The sequence below is a fragment of the Mucilaginibacter sp. Mucisp73 genome (assembly GCF_059491465.1).
On sequence record NZ_CP168507.1, the window covers coordinates 122,132 to 140,300 of the forward strand.

General features: G+C 43.4%; 15 protein-coding genes. 7 read left to right on the forward strand and 8 right to left on the reverse strand.

The window, feature by feature from the left end; translation table 11 throughout:
- Positions 1-41: 41 nt before the first annotated feature.
- Positions 42-863: an SDR family NAD(P)-dependent oxidoreductase gene (locus ACEN82_RS00515; protein ID WP_413322332.1), complete on the reverse strand. Its 822-nt coding sequence runs from the start codon at positions 861-863 to the stop codon at positions 42-44.
- Between the two features lie 403 nt (positions 864-1,266).
- The gene (galB, locus tag ACEN82_RS00520; protein ID WP_413322331.1) at positions 1,267-3,699 is read right to left on the reverse strand and encodes a beta-galactosidase GalB; all 2,433 of its coding nucleotides are present in this window, start codon (positions 3,697-3,699) and stop codon (positions 1,267-1,269) included.
- Between the two features lie 506 nt (positions 3,700-4,205).
- On the opposite strand from galB, the gene ACEN82_RS00525 reads away from it, so the two are divergent.
- Positions 4,206-4,571: a hypothetical protein gene (locus ACEN82_RS00525; protein ID WP_495644056.1), complete on the forward strand. Its 366-nt coding sequence runs from the start codon at positions 4,206-4,208 to the stop codon at positions 4,569-4,571.
- 123 nt (positions 4,572-4,694) lie between these two features.
- On the opposite strand, the gene ACEN82_RS00530 is transcribed toward ACEN82_RS00525, so the two are convergent.
- Both ACEN82_RS00530 and ACEN82_RS00535 read right to left on the reverse strand, forming a co-directional pair.
- Positions 4,695-5,171, reverse strand: a complete 477-nt coding sequence (locus ACEN82_RS00530; protein ID WP_413322329.1) for a putative quinol monooxygenase — start codon at positions 5,169-5,171, stop codon at positions 4,695-4,697.
- A complete protein-coding gene (locus ACEN82_RS00535) occupies positions 5,137-5,775 on the reverse strand; it encodes an NAD(P)H-dependent oxidoreductase (RefSeq protein ID WP_413322328.1) in 639 nt (212 codons plus the stop codon). The genes ACEN82_RS00530 and ACEN82_RS00535 overlap by 35 nt, the downstream gene beginning before the upstream one ends.
- Before the next feature lie 99 nt (positions 5,776-5,874).
- On the opposite strand from ACEN82_RS00535, the gene ACEN82_RS00540 reads away from it, so the two are divergent.
- Complete coding sequence (locus tag ACEN82_RS00540; protein WP_413322327.1) at positions 5,875-6,771, forward strand: LysR family transcriptional regulator; 897 nt, start codon at positions 5,875-5,877, stop codon at positions 6,769-6,771.
- A 506-nt stretch (positions 6,772-7,277) separates the two neighbouring features.
- Here the strand turns inward: ACEN82_RS00540 and ACEN82_RS00545 are convergent.
- A complete protein-coding gene (locus tag ACEN82_RS00545; RefSeq protein WP_413322326.1) occupies positions 7,278-7,670 on the reverse strand; it encodes a DoxX family membrane protein in 393 nt (130 codons plus the stop codon).
- 115 nt (positions 7,671-7,785) lie between these two features.
- Here ACEN82_RS00545 and msrA point away from each other — a divergent pair, with 115 nt between their 5' ends.
- From msrA to ACEN82_RS00560, 3 genes are all read left to right on the forward strand, one after another.
- On the forward strand, positions 7,786-8,331 hold the full coding sequence (gene msrA / locus ACEN82_RS00550) for a peptide-methionine (S)-S-oxide reductase MsrA (protein WP_413322325.1): 546 nt from the start codon (positions 7,786-7,788) through the stop codon (positions 8,329-8,331).
- Positions 8,332-8,601: 270 nt separating this feature from the next.
- Positions 8,602-9,408 carry a 5'-nucleotidase, lipoprotein e(P4) family gene (locus ACEN82_RS00555; protein ID WP_413322324.1) on the forward strand — a complete coding sequence of 269 codons (807 nt, stop codon included), beginning with the start codon at positions 8,602-8,604 and terminating at the stop codon, positions 9,406-9,408.
- A 260-nt stretch (positions 9,409-9,668) separates the two neighbouring features.
- Positions 9,669-10,970, forward strand: coding sequence for a DASH family cryptochrome (locus ACEN82_RS00560; protein WP_413322323.1), 1,302 nt, complete (start codon positions 9,669-9,671; stop codon positions 10,968-10,970).
- A 29-nt stretch (positions 10,971-10,999) separates the two neighbouring features.
- Here the strand turns inward: ACEN82_RS00560 and ACEN82_RS00565 are convergent, their stop codons facing one another.
- Together ACEN82_RS00565 and ACEN82_RS00570 are read right to left on the reverse strand one after the other, a co-directional pair.
- Positions 11,000-11,461 carry a type II toxin-antitoxin system VapC family toxin gene (locus ACEN82_RS00565; protein ID WP_413322322.1) on the reverse strand — a complete coding sequence of 154 codons (462 nt, stop codon included), beginning with the start codon at positions 11,459-11,461 and terminating at the stop codon, positions 11,000-11,002.
- Positions 11,455-11,670, reverse strand: coding sequence for a hypothetical protein (locus ACEN82_RS00570; RefSeq protein WP_413322321.1), 216 nt, complete (start codon positions 11,668-11,670; stop codon positions 11,455-11,457). Before ACEN82_RS00570 ends, ACEN82_RS00565 begins: the two co-directional genes overlap by 7 nt.
- Positions 11,671-11,875: 205 nt before the next feature.
- Between ACEN82_RS00570 and ACEN82_RS00575 the strand changes: the two genes are divergently transcribed.
- Positions 11,876-14,692, forward strand: coding sequence for a 2-oxoglutarate dehydrogenase E1 component (locus tag ACEN82_RS00575; RefSeq protein ID WP_413322320.1), 2,817 nt, complete (start codon positions 11,876-11,878; stop codon positions 14,690-14,692).
- A gap of 61 nt (positions 14,693-14,753) precedes the next feature.
- Positions 14,754-16,322: a 2-oxoglutarate dehydrogenase complex dihydrolipoyllysine-residue succinyltransferase gene (gene odhB / locus ACEN82_RS00580; protein WP_413322319.1), complete on the forward strand. Its 1,569-nt coding sequence runs from the start codon at positions 14,754-14,756 to the stop codon at positions 16,320-16,322.
- Between the two features lie 167 nt (positions 16,323-16,489).
- On the opposite strand, the gene ACEN82_RS00585 is transcribed toward odhB, so the two are convergent.
- Positions 16,490-18,130: an ABC transporter substrate-binding protein gene (locus tag ACEN82_RS00585; protein WP_413322318.1), complete on the reverse strand. Its 1,641-nt coding sequence runs from the start codon at positions 18,128-18,130 to the stop codon at positions 16,490-16,492.
- Between the last annotated feature and the right edge of the window lie 39 nt (positions 18,131-18,169).

The following is an 18,169-nucleotide window of genomic DNA, read 5'->3' on the forward strand; positions in this document are numbered from 1 at the left end:
AGCCCAAAGCTATGGTCTGATTATTAACAGGAACTATAATATTATTTACCGTGTGCAGCGGCAGCTACCTCGTTCCAGCTATCCCACTCGGCAGCACGGCCTTCATAAGTTTGTTTAACCCACGGATACGCGTGTTTACCCAGGAATAACCGCAACGGAGGGTTTTCGGTGTCAATCAGTTTCAGCACAGCATCTGTAGTTGCTTCCGGTACACCGAAAATATCGTCGTCATTTAAACCAGCCTGGAAAGCTGCCCTTACCGCGTCATATTCGGGCATTGCCACGGTTTGCGCGGCAGAAGCACCGGCCCAATCAGTTGCAAAGCCGTTAGGTTCAATCAGGGATACGTTTATTCCAAAGCCTTTTACTTCGGCGGCCAGGGTTTCACTTAAACCTTCTACCGCAAATTTGGATGCGTTATACAAGCCCAGCACAGGTAAAGTAACGAGGCCAAGTACGCTCGAAAGCTGGATAATATGGCCGTAGCCTTGTTCACGCATTACAGGTAACACTGCCTGTGATAACCATAGCAGTCCAAAAAAATTGGTTTCCATCTGCTCGCGGGCTTCCTGCTCGGTGGTTTCCTCAATACTGCCGAATAAGCCGTAACCTGCATTGTTGATCAGCACGTCAATACTGCCGAAATGTTCTTTTGCTTTGCTGATGGCCGCGAAATCTGCCGCGCGGTCATTAACATCCAGTTGCAGCGGTAAAATACTGTCGCCATATTTATTTACCAGGTCATCCAAAGCGCTCAGGTTACGAGCGGTTGCTACTACTTTATCGCCTCTTAGCAGTAATGCCTCGGCCCATAATTTACCGAAGCCACGTGATGCGCCGGTAATGAAAATTGTCTTTGCCATTTTTGTTGTTTTTAAATGATAGCACAAAATTAACAGGGCAAACACAGGGCGATTTATACAGAAGTAGGGAACAATGATACATTTTTACGCGGGGGCTTGTAATTGGTAATCAAAGTGTCATTAGGCGTAAATGTCGGCAGAAACTTAGAAACTGTTTGACTTTGATTGTTTTAAATGTAGAGACGCATAAACGCGTCTCCCGCATGCAATTTCGAACGAAATCAGAAGCCTTTTAAATTGGCTTGTCCGCCGGGAGACGCAATTATGCGTCTCTACAAAAAACTTTCCCTCCGTTTTAAAGGCTCTTCGGTTTATAAAAAAAAGCACCCCATCTACAGGGAGACGGGGTGCGTTTTTTTATACGTCCAAACTCCCTCTCTTTTGGAGAGGGCCGGGGGTGATGTTATTTACTTTTCAGTACCAGTGTAGCACTTTTCAATCCATCAGCCGAAGCGGTTAAAGTGATCGTGCCGGCTTTTTCTTTGGCCTGTACTATGGCCAGCGCAAGGCCATGAAATGCTTTTCGGTAATCAGCTTTAAACGGATCATGGCTAACCGGATCGCCGTTGTCAACGCTGGCAATGGAGCCCTCGCCGGCAATCTTAAAGTTTACCTTGTTATCAGCATCAGGTACAACGTTGCCGTCTTTATCCAATATTTTTACGGTGATAAATGACAGGTCCTGACCATCGGCTTTGATCTGCGAGCGGTCGGCAGTCAGTTCGATTTTTGCAGGAGCTCCGGCAGTATGGATCTCGCGGGTTAACACGGTTTTGCCGTTTTTGCGTGATATAGCTTTCAGCGTTCCCGGCTCATATTTTACCCGCCACATTATATGCAGGTCGTCGCCGGTTTTCTTTTGGATGCCTAATGATTTCCCATTGAGGTAAAGTTCAACTTCGTCTGCATTGTTATAGTATGCCCAGATGTCGATCATTTTACCAGGCTGCCAGTTCCAGTGCGGGAAGATGTGGAGCACATTTTTATTGGTCCACTCGCTTTGGTACATATAATATACGTCTTTAGGGAAGCCGGCCAGGTCAATAATACCGAAATATGAGCTGCGCGATGGCCATGAATATGGAGTTGGTTCGCCCAGATAGTCGAAGCCTGTCCAGATGAACATGCCTGAAAGGAAATCGTACTTTTTCATCACCTTCCAGGTCATTTCATGTGTTGATCCCCATGGTGGCCGGGTGTTGTCATATGCCGAAACATTGTTGCCTTCCCTTACAAAAGGTTTATCGTAGCTTGGCGGCCAAACCCTGATGCTATCTGAAGGCATTTCATAATAACCACGCGTTTCCAAACCCGAAGTAGTTTCAGTAGCAATAAACTTTTTACCCGGGTAACGGTCATGAAACTTAGCGTAATCAAACTGGTGATAGTTATAACCAACCAAATCAATAGCACCCGATTTTATAATTTTGTTGGTGCTATCCGGACGGTCATTAGCCGTAGTGAGCGGACGGGTTTTATCCAGGCTGTGAACGATAGCCGCCAACTCAGGCGCAATGCGTAGCGCGCTGGTATCCGCCTGTTGCGGGATTTCGTTGCCGATACTCCAGATCATGATACTGGGGTGGTTGCGGTCGCGTTTGATTTGGTCTTCCAGGTCGCGTTTATGCCATTCTTTAAAGTACAGATGATAATCGTAAGTAGCCTTTTTCCATTCCCAGCAATCAAAGGCTTCATCCATCACAATAAAACCCATTTTATCGCAAAGGTCGAGCAGTTCGGGTGCCGGAGGGTTGTGCGAGGTGCGGATACCATTACAGCCCATCGCTTTGAGCATCTGCAACTGGCGCTCCAACGCGCGGTTGTTAATGGCTGCGCCAAGGCTGCCAAGGTCATGGTGATTACAAACACCTAAGATCTTCATCGGCTTCCCGTTCAGGCTGAAACCTTTATCTGCATCAAAATTAAAATAGCGAATGCCTACGGTAGTGGTATACTCATCAATCACATCTTTGCCTTCCAGAACTTGTGTAACCGCTTTATACAAATAAGGTTTCTCAACCGACCATAACACCGGGTTTTTCACGGTGAGCGTATTATCAGTAGTTAGTACAGCGTTTTTAACCCGTGCTGACAATGTAGCCTGTTCGCTGATTGCAACAATTTTACCGGTGGCATCATAAAGTTTAGTGCTAATAAATAATGATGGTGAAACCTCATTATTATGCAGCTGCACCTGTACATTTACTTTGGCAGAAGCATCGGTGATATCGCTCGTAGTTACACAAGTACCCCAATGATCGATGGCGATTTTGTTGGTGGTAACCAGCCAGACATGGCGGTAAATGCCCGAACCTGAGTACCAGCGCGAATTTGGCTGCACCGAGTTATCAACTTTAACAGCGATAACGTTATTACCGCCGAAATTTAAGTAAGGAGTAAGTTCATACCTGAAAGAGATATACCCGTTTGGCCGGAAACCAAGGTGATGGCCGTTGATCCATACATCACTTTTTTGATATACGCCATCAAAATCAATATAAACCAGCTTGCCTTTTGATGTAGACGGAACAGTAAAAGTTTTACGGTACCAGCCAATGCCGCCGGGCAGGGCGCCGCCTTCAGGTGTGGCCGGGTTATCTTTTGAAAATTTACCTTCAATACTCCAGTCATGCGGCAAATTGAGCACACGCCATTTGCTGTCGTTCAGCGTTGTTTTTTCGCCGTTTTCGACAGCGCCGAGGTTAAAGCGCCAGCTTTTATCAAAATCGAGCTTTTGGCGGATTTGGGCAAAAGGTTTTAACGCGGCCAGCGTCAGGACGGCAAGGATGCATGCAAACTTATAAGCCCCGGCGTGGTGGGTTTTTATTGATGACATAATATCGTTTGGGATTAAATGTATTTTGGACACTAAATTATAAATAATAGGCTAAAAGCAAAGGAATAGTGTAAATTAACCGAGCAATCGCCTTATGCTAAATTATGTGTAAAATATTAAATGGCATCTTAGAAGCTGTTTAAGAATGATGATTTCCAAATGTAGAGACGCATCACATGCGTCTCCCGCATGCATTTTACGCTTGCTCGCCTATTAAGCACGGCTTGTCCTACGGGAGACGCATGTGATGCGTCTCTACAAAAAACATTCATTTCATTCGTTTTTAAACAACCTCTTAGAAGCTGTTTAAGAATGAAGAATATTAATTGCCGTTGGTTTTAACCAACGGATTAAGAGCCGAAAACTCCTGGCTTTAGCCTAATTATGCAAGCGGATTTGGACTGAAGCCCTCTTGTTGTGAATGCTTTATTCCGTTGGTTAAAACCAACGGCAATGAAGTTTTATTTACCTGTAAACGATATTCGTCAAATTTAAACAGCTTCTCAGTGTTTAATACTATTTTCTCTAACATTCCGTTTCAAGATTCAATGAAAGCAATCGCCTTTATCATGTTAATTTTTATGGTGCTCATTTCCGTAATACCGGGGAAAGCGGCGCCTGTGAATAACATGTCGAAAGAATGCTGTCGTCATATGGCTCATATGCCACAGAAACAGCATGGCGGTCAAAAAGGATGTGACGGTGGTATGTGCATGACCATGCTATCGTGCAACAATTGCTGCTTTTTAAAAGTTGAACCTGTCAAGGCTGGGCCTGCTGTGGTTAACATTAATAACAATGTTGCTTCGCCTTACCTCGCAGGCAATTTATCCGATTACGCCAACGCCTGCTGGAACCCTCCGAAAGCTTAATAAAAAGACACCTGCCTGTTTCTAATAGCGTATCTTTTTATTAAAAATTCAAATTAAAAATCATGAAAAAGTTTCTTTTCATCACCACTGTGATGCTGTTTACCATATTTAATTTTTCGTTTGCTAATACGCCTTGCTGCAATAACAAAATGAACCATTGCACCAAATGCGCAAAGTCATGCACCAGGCCAACGTGTTTAGACAACTGCAGCAAATCATGCAAAGCCTCGGGCGATTGCAATAAAACCTGCGGCAAATAACAAAACGGCCCCCGGTGAAAACCGGGGGCCGTTTTGTTAAACAGGTATTTTTTTGCACCCTATCGGTTTTATATATCCCAAGCGGGCCGTCTATAATATCAGCTATCTGCTTACTGAACAGCTGGAAATGCTCCTGCTTAACATGCTGGTCAAGCCCTTCCTGGCTGGCCCAGGTCTCGTGAAAAATAAACTGGGTTTCATCTGTTGTTGATTGATATAGCTCGTATTGTAAGCAGGCTTCTTCCTGGCGGGATGCTGCCACCAGCTTATCCAAAAAATCTTTCATTTGGGCAGTGGTGCCGGCTTTACACTTCACTAAGGCTGTTAAGTAAATTTTCATGGCTCGGGTTGTTTTGGGTAAATAGCTTGTTTAAATGTTCCTGATAGTGTTGCAGGTTCTCCTCAATGTTAGCGTTTTTCATTACATCATAAAAGTGGATACTTTCTAAAGCCTGCATACCGGTAAAAGCGTTCATGCGGTGAAAGCCAAACAGGGGGCCTTCGTCAACACTGCGTTCGTTAAAAAACTCACCGGGTAAGGTGAAAGCGGTAACCGGTGCATTCCACGATGTAGTGAGCATGTATTTTTTGCCCTGCATTAAGCCGCCTGTGCCGTAATTAATACCGGGGTTTTCGGCGGTGCGGCCATCGCTGCGGTAAATGCCGTTTTGATACCCCGCGGTAAAAACTTCGTCGATATATTTTTTAAAGGCGTGCGGTACCTGGAACCACCAAACCGGGGTGTGGTAAATGATCACATCGGCCCATTTATAGTTTTCGGCTTCCTGCATAGGATCGTAGGCGTTATTTACGTCGGTTGAACGAACTTCAAAATCGGGATGAGCAGTAAAGTACTGTACGGTTGTATCCAATAAAGTTTTGTTAAATCTTCCGCCGGAGTGACCGAAGATCTGCCCTCCGTTTATTACAAATATGTTTGTCATTTATTTTCTGTTTTAATTTTCATCAAAATTACAGCGGGTTAATTCATTATTAAAATAGTTTAATTTATACATTTGTATCATAATTATAATAGATAGGCTATGGTTAATTTTGAATGGTTCCGTACGTTTAAGGCAATCTATGAAACCGGGTCGCTAACCGGGGCGGCCGAAGCGCTGTTTATTTCGCAGCCGGGCGTGAGCCTGCATTTGAGCTCATTGGAAAGCTATGTGGGCTACAAATTGTTCGACCGTACTTCGCGTAAAATGGTATCCACAGAGCGGGGTAAGATCTTATACAACTATATCCTGGAGGCAATTTGTAAACTGGAGGATGCCGAACGGCACTTTCATAAAAGCACTGAAAAAGATGTGCCTACTATTAGTATAGGGATGTGCTTTGAAACTTTTCAGTTTACGCTTGAATCCTACCTGCCCACATTGCCTTTTAATGTGATCATCAAATTTGGCGAATACCCCGAAATGCTTGCCGACCTGGACAACGGCATCCTCGATATGATTGTTACGCCTCATAAAGGCGATTATAAAGGCCTCGAGTATAAACCCTTTTTTAAGGAACGCATAGTGGTACTGGCCGGGGCGCAAACGCCGACCGACGAGTTTAATGAACTATTGAAAACTAAAGACCTTAACCAGATTCAAACCTGGCTTAAAGCCCAAACCTGGTACGGCTCATCGGGCGATATGGAACACCTGCGGCGCTTCTGGCATATCAACTTTGGCAAACGGCCCGATTTTAAGCCTAATTTCATTGTGCCAAACATGGGGTCAATTCTGCGTTGCCTGAGCAACGGCAAAGGAATTGCAGTGATCCCTGATTTTCTTTCAAGAAAGGAGCGGGACAGCGGCAATATCAAATTGCTTTGGGAAGGGTATAATTTAATCGAGAACACCCTGTACTTTGGCACCCGAAAAAAATCTATTTATACAGAGCAGATAGGCATGGTGCAAGAAATTTTTGAGCGGGAGATGGTGTAAGCCCCTAATCGCCGCCGCTCGCCTCCGGTGAGTGGCAACTATCGGAGCGGCCTCTGGCCGTCGTGGCTCAGGGAATAAGTAATTCAAGTCGCTTTTTACTGCTTTTATTACTAATTCCAAATCAAGATAATGGTGACAATGTACTGTCAGTACAATGATCATCAGTAGCGTGTATTTTCAAAAAACTCCAAAAAACGCGAAAAAACAAACAAAAAATCCGGGCGTTTTTACCCGGATCTGAAACGCTGAATTTATACTCCTAAATGGTTTATTTGCTGATAGTCAAATAATTAATAGTGTTTCACGTAAAATATCAAATTATTGATTATCAATGAGTTTTATTTTTTACGCGTTCCAGTGTTTCACTCTCAAAAAATGGAACATTTGTTATTTGTAAAAAAAGAAACGCCGGCAATTTTTAATTTTTTTATGGAGAATCAAAAAATTGGGACATCTTATTTGTTACATAGGATATTGCCGATAAAGCTTGTAGAATCACCGGATGTTTATACCGTTGGCGTGGCCGTAAAAATACTCGCGTAATATTTACGATAGGCAAACAGCAAAAATACCTCTAAAACTATAACTGCTGCACCAATTGGCAAACCGGCCGGTGCCAAAATGGCATGGAACAGGAATATATTAAGTGCAATAGGCAGCAGCAATAACACAAACAGTGCCGTATAGCGGTTAATAATTAAAAACAGGCCGCTGGTTATTTCAATTACCTTCATGTATTGAAAAAAATAACCTGAACTAAATAACCCGCCGCTAAATGCCTGTGCCTTATCGCTCATGGGCGGTTGGGCCATATGCAGAAACTGGAAAAAGAAGTTTAAACCAAACACCACGAAGACCAGGCCCAGCAAAACGCGAGCAATTAATACTGCAATTTTCATAATTAATAGGTTTAATATAAGGTTAAACACTAAGTTTAGTAATTTAATTGACATATTCAAATCCGCCTCTTAGCTAACTATTTAAACAGGCATTACTTTTGATAAAACAGGACATATGAACATTCAAAAAATAACTTTCGGCAACGGTTGCTTTTGGTGCACCGAAGCCGTTTTTCAATCTCTTAAAGGTGTAACATCAGTAACCTCGGGTTATATGGGCGGCAAAGTTTTAAACCCAACCTATGAGCAGGTTTGTACGGGCGCTACCGGTCATGCCGAAGTGATTCACCTGGAGTATGACGCCGATGTGATCTCGTTTGATGAATTGTTATTGGTTTTCTTTAAAACCCATAACCCAACAACGCTTAACCGCCAGGGCAATGACGTGGGCACACAATACCGCTCGGCTATATTTTACTATACAGATGAACAAAAGCTGGCTTCGGAAGCGATGATCAAAACGCTTACCAACGAGCAGGTTTTTGACGATCCTATCGTAACCGAAATCACCCCGGCAAGTACATTTTACAGCGCCGAAGATTACCACCAGAATTATTTCAACGATAATCCTAACAAGTCATACTGCGCGTTTGTTATCCAGCCAAAACTCAATAAATTTGCCAAGGAGTTTAAGGATAAAATAAAGCCGGAGCTGTTATAAGCACACGGTGGTCATCCCCAATTTATTTCGGGATCCCACTTGCTAAGTCCCCGATGGATGTGTGAGGTGCTGAGGTAAGTTGCCCATGATACGTTAAAAAATGGCGTCATCCCGAACTTGTTTCGGGACCCCACAAGACAAGCTGCATGAAGTATACTTAGCAAGTGGGGTGCTGAAACAAGTTCAGCATGACGGATGTGGAGATGTCATTTCGCCTTCAGAGCCCAGGATTTAAACACTCAGCATGTCAGCCCATTTTAATCAACCCACATGAAAAAAAGTTATAGCTATCTACTATCTGGCCTGTTGTTATTCAGCGCCTGCTCATCTGTTAAAAAAACAGCCAATCCTAATCCCAGCATTACCAACGATGGTAAGATCTGGGCTTCATTATGGCAGCAGCGGGCGGCGGAATACAAAGCACTATGCTTTCAGGCCTATAACGTAGCTAAACTCAGGGTTGATGAAGGGATTAAGAACCCCGGTGATAAACCGCTGGCTATCGTTACCGATATTGACGAAACCGTGCTGGATAATAGCCCCTATGATGCCCATCGCGCCTTACAGAATTTAGATTACAGCGATGCCACCTGGAAACAATGGACAGACAAAGCCCTTGCTGATACCGTCCCGGGCGCACCTGCTTTTTTTAAGTACGCTGCATCAAAAGGGATCGCCATATTTTATATCACCAACCGTAATGAAAATGAGCGGGCAAGTACGTTAAAAAATCTGAAGTTGTATGGGTTGCCTAATGCCGATGATGAACACCTGCAGTTGAAAACCACTTCGTCGAGCAAGGAAGCACGACGTCTTAACGTTTTAAAAACACATAACATCCTGCTGCTTTGCGGCGATAACCTGCCCGATTTTGACCTGCTGTATGATAATCACCCGGCCGAAGAAAGCAGGACGGCTACTACACAAAAGCTGCAAGCGGAATTTGGCAAAAGGTATATTGTTATTCCCAATCCTTCGTATGGTGATTTTGAGGGGGCACTTTTCCGGTTTAATTATAAGCTTAGCCCTGCCCAAAAAGATTCGGTGATCAGGGCGAAGATCAAAGCCGATCAATAGAGTTCCCGATCTGTAACGATTGACCGGGGATAGCCGCCCGGGCAGGTATATAACTTAATTGCCTGTATTTACGTATATTTACACGCTGATCCCCCTATAGGTGTAATTATTTTATATAGCTAAAAGCATTTTATTTAGTTTAATAAAATAATTGAATGTTTGGGTGATGTCATAATCTTGCGGTAACATGTGCATGAAGCACAAATAAATTGCAAATTTGCATACTGCATTATTATTATTCAGTTAACCCCTGTTTAACTATGAGTGATAGAACTATTCTGGTTTGGTTTAGAAATGACTTGCGCATAAATGATAACGAAATTTTGTTAGAAGCCGTGCGCAAGGCTGATAAAGTACTGCCGGTTTATTGTTTCGATCCTTATTATTTTCAGCATAATGAAACCGGTGCCTCAAAAACCGGAAATTTCCGGGCGAGGTTCCTTTTAGAGGCCGTTGCTGATCTCCGCAAAAATTTACAGGGTTTTGGTGCCGAATTGATCATCCGCATTGGTAACCCTGCCGATGTGATCCCGCAGCTTGCCCAGGAATACCAGGTAAATGAAGTTTATCATCACCGTGAGGTAGCCTACGAGGAAACCAATATCTCCGAACAGGTTGAAACTGCCCTATGGAAAATGAGGCTTAACCTCAAGCATTTCATCGGTCATACCATGTATCATAAGGAAGATCTTCCTTTCCCGATTAAGGATATCCCGGATAGTTTCGCGGTTTTTAAAAAGAAGGTGGAACGTGACAGTAATGTTCGCCCGTGCGTACCCAAACCCGATCATATCAGCGTTCCGGAAATTACCGATGCCGGCGAATTGCCAACCTTGCAGCAATTAGGTTTAAACGAGCCTGTTGACGATATGCGCGCTACTGAATATTTTCAGGGGGGCGAAACAGCGGCTTTGGTACAAATGCATAAGTGTTTTGCCAATGCAGACCAGTTGCTGAAACAAAAAAATGGGCGTAACGGCTCTGATTGCTCTTCAAAACTTTCTCCCTGGATCTCGATAGGATGTATTTCGCCGAGGCAGGTTTACTGGGAAATTCAGAAATATGGCAGTAATGGTAACCTGTTAAAGCTTGAATTGCTTTGGCGCGATTACTTCAGGTTCATGTTTAAAAAACACGGCCAAAAATTTATCAAAGCTAAAGACGAAGCTCAGGGCACTGACTTTGCACCGGACGCCGACCTCTTGCTCCAAAAATGGAAAAACGGCGAAACAGGAGTGCCCCTTATTGATGCAGCAATGCATGAGCTTAACGCTACCGGCTATATCAGTAATCAAAACCGGCAGGTAGTAGCGGGCTATTTAGTAAACACCCTCAAAGCCGACTGGGTACAGGGGGCTGCTTATTTTGAAGAAAAGCTTATTGATTATTCGCCGGCCAGCAATTGGGGCAACTGGGCCTTTATTGCCGGTGTTAACGATGCTAAGGAAAGCAAATACGCTATAGTTACCAAGCTGCCCAAAGAGCTTGAAGCCAAAACCGATTTTGTGAATACCTGGCAGCCGTCATCCATTGACGAGGCCGGGGATTTGGTTGGGGTGTAAGGAAGAATTGTTGCGTTTGATTTTAAATATTACTGCATATTGTGCAAAGTAATTATACTGATTTCTGTTACAGAGTTTAGCCTATGATCATTGGTGAAAAAATAATCAGCTTCATGTATCAATGCAGATGCTATTTGTAATGCATCAGGAGTTCTTAAATTATATTTGGCTCTTAATTCAGCTGCCTTTTCCGCAACCTCATTTGAAATTCCGAAAATTTGAATGCCTTCAGCATTCAGTAGGATATTTTTATATTGAGAAACCAATTTTGTTTTTCGATCCTTTATTGGTTTAACCAAAACTTCCAAAAGGGTAATCGATGAAGTAATAAAGGCAAACTCTCCATTATCATTTGCGGAAAAGTACTCTATCAATTTTTCCTGATAAGTTGAATGTCCTTCAATAAAATAAATTAATGGGGCGGTATCCAGGAAAATTCGTTTGCGATAAAAGTCTGTTATTACTACTGTATTTTCTGCTGTTATTACCACTGCCTTTCTTGGTCTATATAAGCGTCTATATCCGTTTTACTCCACAGTGATGCACCCAGGCCAGATATACTTGACAATCTTATTTTACCTTTCTTTTGTTCAGGTTTGCGGATCATCAATGCAAGTTTTTCAAAAAGGCTTTGCTGTGCTTGCTTATCAAGCCGCTCAACCTGTAACAGGATTTCATTGATATTTAAGTCGGTATTCATACTCGCAAATTTAATGAAAATCTTATCTAATTATTATTTCTATAAACCATCTATTTAAATAACTGTTGTTCTTTTGCCTCAAAACTCCGTATTTTCCCATTTAAGGATAAAATAAGCTTAACAAAGGCTAAATTTCTTTACAATTAATTATGAAGTATATAGCGGTATATCATTACTTTTGTACCGTTTTAAAGATCAGTTTCACATGGATCGTCTCAATTATATAAATAGCGGAAACGCTGCCTACATATCTTCCCTATACGAACAGTACAAACAGGAGCCGGAATCGGTTGATTTTGGATGGCAAAAATTCTTTGAAGGATTTGATTTTGGTAAAGATACCGATGCTGCCGGGGCAATTGCACCTGCTGCAGTTGGTCAAGCTACTCCTGAACATTTCTTGAAGGAAATTAACGTATTAAACATGATAGATGGTTACCGCTCGCGCGGGCATTTGTTTGCAAAAACAAATCCTGTTCGCGAACGCCGCCATTATTACCCAGGCAAGGAGCTTGAAACTTTTGGCTTGAGCGAAGCCGACCTTGATACCGTTTTTAATGCCGGTGTTGAAGTTGGTTTAGGAGCCGCTAAATTGCGCGATATCCGCCAGTTACTTGAGGACACTTACTGCCGTTCAATTGGTACGGAATATAAATACATCCGCAATCCCATTAAAATAAAATGGTTTGAAGAGCGGATGGAAAGCCGTCGTAATACACCTTCTTTTACCCTTGATGAAAAGAAGGAAATGCTTAACAAGCTGAATGAAGCGGTAACTTTCGAAAACTTTTTAGGCACCAAATTCCTTGGTCAAAAACGTTTTTCACTGGAAGGTGCCGAAGCGCTGATCCCTTCAATGGATTCGGTAATTAAAAAAGGCGCTGATCTGGGTATCGAGGAGTTTATCATAGGTATGGCGCACCGCGGGCGTTTGAACGTATTGACCAATATTATGGAGAAAACCTATAAAGAGGTGTTCTCTGAGTTTGAAGGTAAAAACTACGATTCTGAATCACCTTTTGGTGGCGACGTGAAATACCACTTAGGTTTTTCAACCGATGTGCATACCAAAAGCGGTAAAAAAGTTCACCTGAGCCTTTGCCCCAACCCATCGCACCTGGAAGCTGTTGACCCGGTTGTTGAAGGGATCACCCGTTCAAAAATCGACTTTAAATATGGCGGCGACCATTCAAAGATCGCTCCGATCCTGATCCACGGCGATGCTTCAATTGCCGGACAGGGTATAGTATATGAAGTTTTACAAATGGAAAAACTGGATGGTTACCGCACAGGCGGCACCATTCACCTGGTTATCAACAACCAGATAGGGTTTACCACCAACTATAAAGACGCCCGTTCAAGTACTTATTGTACCGATGTTGCCAAAACTGTGCTTTCGCCGGTTTTCCACGTAAACGGTGATGATGTTGAAGCTTTGGCTTATGTAGTAAACCTGGCTATGGAATACAGACAGGTATTTAATGAGGACGTATTTATCGATATCCTTTGTTACCGCCGTTATGGCCATAACGAAGCTGATGAGCCTAAATTCACCCAGCCGCTGTTATACAAAGCTATCGACGCGCACCCTAACCCGTTAAAGATTTACAATCAAAAACTGATAGATGAAGGCAGTATAGATGCTGAATTCCTGAAATCTATCGAAAAAACCTTCAAAGATGAGTTACAGCAAAAGCTGGATGAAGTAAAATCAGAAGAAAGGTTTACTGATACCATTGCCATGTTTGAAGGTGCCTGGAGCGGGTTACACCTGGCAAGCCATAAAGAACTGGTAAAAGCTATTGATACCTCAGTAGCCGAAGAAACCATATTAGAGATTGGTAATAAGATCACTGTGCTACCACCAAACAAAGAGTTCTTCAAGAAAATTGAGAAACTGTTTGAAGACCGCAGTGCTATGGTGAACAAAACCAAAGTGTTTGACTGGGCCATGGGTGAATTACTTGCTTACGGGACTTTGTTAAAAGAAGGTTACCCTATCAGGTTAAGTGGTGAAGACGTTAAACGTGGTACATTCTCGCATCGCCATGCGGTATTGACCCTGGTTGATTCGGAGGACGAATTTACACCGCTTGCATCCATTAACCCCGAAGCTAAATTGAGCATCTATAACTCTTTATTATCTGAGTATGGTGTTTTAGGTTTTGAATACGGCTATGCGCTTGCAAACCCAACTGCTTTAACCATTTGGGAAGCCCAGTTTGGCGATTTCTTTAATGGTGCACAGATCATTGTTGATCAGTACATCGCCAGCGCCGAAACTAAATGGCAGCGTGGCAACGGTTTGGTAATGTTATTGCCTCACGGTTATGAAGGCCAGGGCCCCGAGCACTCATCTGCACGTGTTGAACGCTTTCTGGAGCTTTGTGCCGATGATAATATTCAAATCGCCAACTGTACTACACCTGCAAACTTCTTCCATATTTTAAGGCGTCAGATGCACCGCGATTTCCGCAAGCCATTGATCATCTTTACCCCGAAAAGTTTGTTGCGCAGCCCTAAATGTGTTTCGCCACTGGAAGATTTTACCAACGGCAAGTTCCACGAGTTGATAGACGATACTTATGTTGACCCTAAAAAGGTGAAACGCGTATTGCTGTGTACAGGTAAAGTTTACTACGACCTGTTGGATAAACAACAGGCTGATAACCGTAAGGATGTGGCTATTGTACGTGTAGAGCAGCTTTACCCAACTCCGGTTACGCAAATTTTGAAGATCAAAGCCAAATATGAAAAGGCAGAGTTTATCTGGGTACAGGAAGAGCCTGAAAACATGGGCGCATGGCCTTACATTTGCCGCAAGTTCCATAATGATAAGGTGATTAACCTGAGCGTTATTTCAAGGATAGAAGGCAGCAGTACCGCAACCGGTTTTGCTAAACAGCATGCTGCCCAGCAGTTATACATAGTTTCAAAAGCTTTTGAAGCCCCAGCCGGTAAAGCTGTTAAAGAAGCTGTTAAAAAAACAACAAAGAAAATGGCTGATGCCGGTGCTGATTAATCAAATAATTAAGCATCCTGACATCATCCATAAAAAAATATAAAATCTACAATACTACAATATGAGCTTAGCGATTAAGGTGCCTACCGTAGGCGAATCAATTACAGAAGTAACCCTTTCGAGCTGGAAAAAGAAAGACGGCGACCACGTTGAAATGGACGAGGTTATTGCCGAACTTGAGTCAGACAAGGCTACTTTTGAGCTTACTGCCGAAAAAGCCGGTACTTTAAAAATCGTTGCCAACGAAGGCGATGTACTACCAATTGGCGCCGTTGTTGCCAATATCGAAGACGGAGGCGCTGAAGCTGCTGGTCCTGCAGCACAACCACAGCCAGAAGTTGTTGCAAACGCTCCTGCTCCGGCCCCTGTTGCTGCCGCCCCGGCTGCTGCATCAGCCTCTGTTGAAATTAAAGTACCGCCGGTTGGTGAATCTATTACCGAGGTTACTTTATCCCGGTGGATCAAAAAAGACGGCGAAGCTGTTGCTATGGATGAAGCCATTGCCGAGCTGGAATCAGATAAAGCTACTTTTGAACTTACTGCCGAAAAAGCCGGTACTTTAAAAACAATCGCTAAAGAAGGTGATGTGTTAGCTATTGGCGCTGTAGTTTGTACTATTGAAGGTGCGGGTGCTTCTCAACCTGCAGTTACCCCGGTAACCCCGGCTGTAGTAAGCGCTGCCGATGAATCGCCGCGTGGTGGTGCAGCTGCCGAAAGTGCTAAAACTTATGCCTCAGGTACGCCATCACCGGCTGCCGCCAAAATATTAGCCGAAAAAGGTGTTGATCCAAAATCAGTATCAGGTTCGGGTGTTGATGGCCGTATCACTAAAGGTGATGCCCTTGGCGCGCAAGTCCCTGCAGCTAAACCAGCTGCTCCGGCTGCTCAGCCTGCTGCTGCCGCTCCGGTTGCAACTTCTACAGGTGGTGCCAGGGACGAAAAACGGGAGAAAATGACTTCGTTGCGCAAAACCGTTGCTAAACGTTTAGTATCGGTTAAAAATGAAACGGCAATGCTTACTACCTTTAACGAGGTAGATATGCAGCCGATCATGGAATTGCGCGCTAAATACAAAGACAAATTCAAAGAAAAGCATAATGTTGGCTTAGGCTTTATGTCGTTTTTTACCAAAGCGGTTACTGAGGCTTTGAAAGACTGGCCGGCTGTTGGTGCACGTATTGAGGGTGAAGAGATCGTATACAGCAATTTTGCTGATATCTCCATTGCTGTATCTGCCCCTAAAGGCTTGGTTGTTCCTGTTATCCGCAATGCCGATAGCATGAGCCTTGCCGAAATTGAGAAAGCCATTGTGGTACTTGCAGGCAAAGCCCGCGAAAACAAACTCACCATTCCTGAAATGACCGGCGGTACGTTTACCATTACCAATGGTGGTGTATTTGGTTCGATGTTATCAACTCCGATTATCAATGCGCCTCAATCGGCCATTTTAGGGATGCATAATATCATTGAGCGCCCGGTAGCTATCAACGGACAGGTTGTTATCCGACCAATGATGTACCTTGCCCTATCATATGATCACCGCATCATCGACGGCCGCGAATCGGTAAGCTTCCTGGTAAGGGTTAAGCAATTGCTTGAAGATCCTGCAAGGTTGTTGTTAGGTGTATAACCCTGCAAAAACTTTATAAAAGAGATCCCGATTGGTTTTCCCTTCCGGGATTTTTTATGCAATAATAGGTTTCGCTTGCTTTGAAATCTGATAGGAGATTAAGAAGAAACGGTAAAACAGCTTGAAGACCCCGATACAACTAATCTCCGATCTCCAACCTCTAATCTCTAAAACGAACTCTTCACCACCCTTTTAAGCACCAATAAATTTTGCCCGTTAAGGCTATAACCGCTAATGTTGTTTTGATAAAGGTTTACCAGTTTATCATAGTATAATACCACAACCGGCGATTGCTCCATCATGAGGTTATCCATCTGGCGGTAGATGGCAAAGCGTTTTTCATCATCTTTTACCTGGTAGGTTTGCTCAAAAAGCTCATCGAACTTTTTATTGTTAAACCCGGTATAATTTGGGCCGAAAGGGATTTTGTTTTTGGAATAAAAAACTGAAAGGTAGTTTTCGGCATCTGGATAATCGGCTATCCAGGAGCCGTAAAAAAAGTTGATGCCATTTTTGGAGATCAGTTCGCGCAGGCTGGCACCCTGGGTTATCTCTACATTTGTTTTTATACCAATGCGTTCCAATTGGCCTTGTACATACTCAATTAAACTGCGGTAACCAACGGTGGTAGCCAGGGTAATTTCGGGCATGTTTTTACCATTCGGATAACCGGCGTCTCGGAGCAGGCAACGGGCTTTTTCCGGGTCGTATATATAACCTTTTACCCCGGTGCCGTTAAAGCCTGGCATGCCTTCGGGCACAAAACCTCCGTAGCCCGGTGTACCCATACTGTTGCGGAGGTATTTGATCATCTTTTCGCGGTCGATGGCGTAGTTGATGGCCTGCCTGATCTTGAGTATTTTTAAAGGGGATTTTTTTACAATGGGCAAAGTGGTATCCACCAGCATGCCCAGGTAAATGGTGTTCAGGTAAGGAGCGGTATTGAGTATAAATTTACCTTTATATTTTTGCGTTACCTTGCCTGCTTTGGTGAGGATGTCATCGCGATAGCTGCCGTCGATATCATTCAAAAAATCGATATTCTTTTTTACAAACTCCAGAAACGAAGTCTGCTTATCAGCAATAAAGGTAGAACGGATGGCATCCAGGTAGGGGAGGCGGTTGCCTTTTTCGTCTTTTTCCCAGTAATGCTCGTTTTTTAAAAACACCAGTACTTCGCCTTCTTTCCAGTATTTAAACCTGAAGGGGCCGGTACCTACCGGGTGGCTCCTGAAGTCCTTGCCATAAAACTCAACCACTTCTTTTGGGACTACAGAACAATATTGTGCCGTGAGTAAGCTTAAAAAGGGGGCGAAAGGCTGCTTAAGCCTGATCTGGAAAGTACTATCATTAGGTGCCATGAAGGCGCTTTTGCCCTTTACCTTATCACTGAAGATCCATGAGCCGGATGAAGCAACTTTGGGATCGATCAAACGACCGAAGCTATAGGCAAAATCTGAGGCCACTGCCTTTCGACCTGTACCGTTTGCAAAATGAGGATCGTCATGAAAATATACATCATTACGCAGATGGAAGGTATATAATAAACCATCAGCTGATGTTTCCCAGCTTTTAGCAATACAGGGAATGGTTTTTAAACTATCGTTGATCTGTACCAGGCCGTTATAAAGCTGGTTGTCCATCCAAATGGTATAATGATTACGGCAAAAGGCAGGATCAAGCGAGGTAAGGCCTTCTTCCAGATTGATATTAAAAACGGTTTTGTGCTGATCGGGAGAAGTATCCGTATGGCAGGAACAAAGCTGAATGGAGAATAATACAAAAAGGTAAGTGATCAGCTTATTCATTTAAGCTAATATATTAAATGTTGCGTTAGCTGTGTGAAT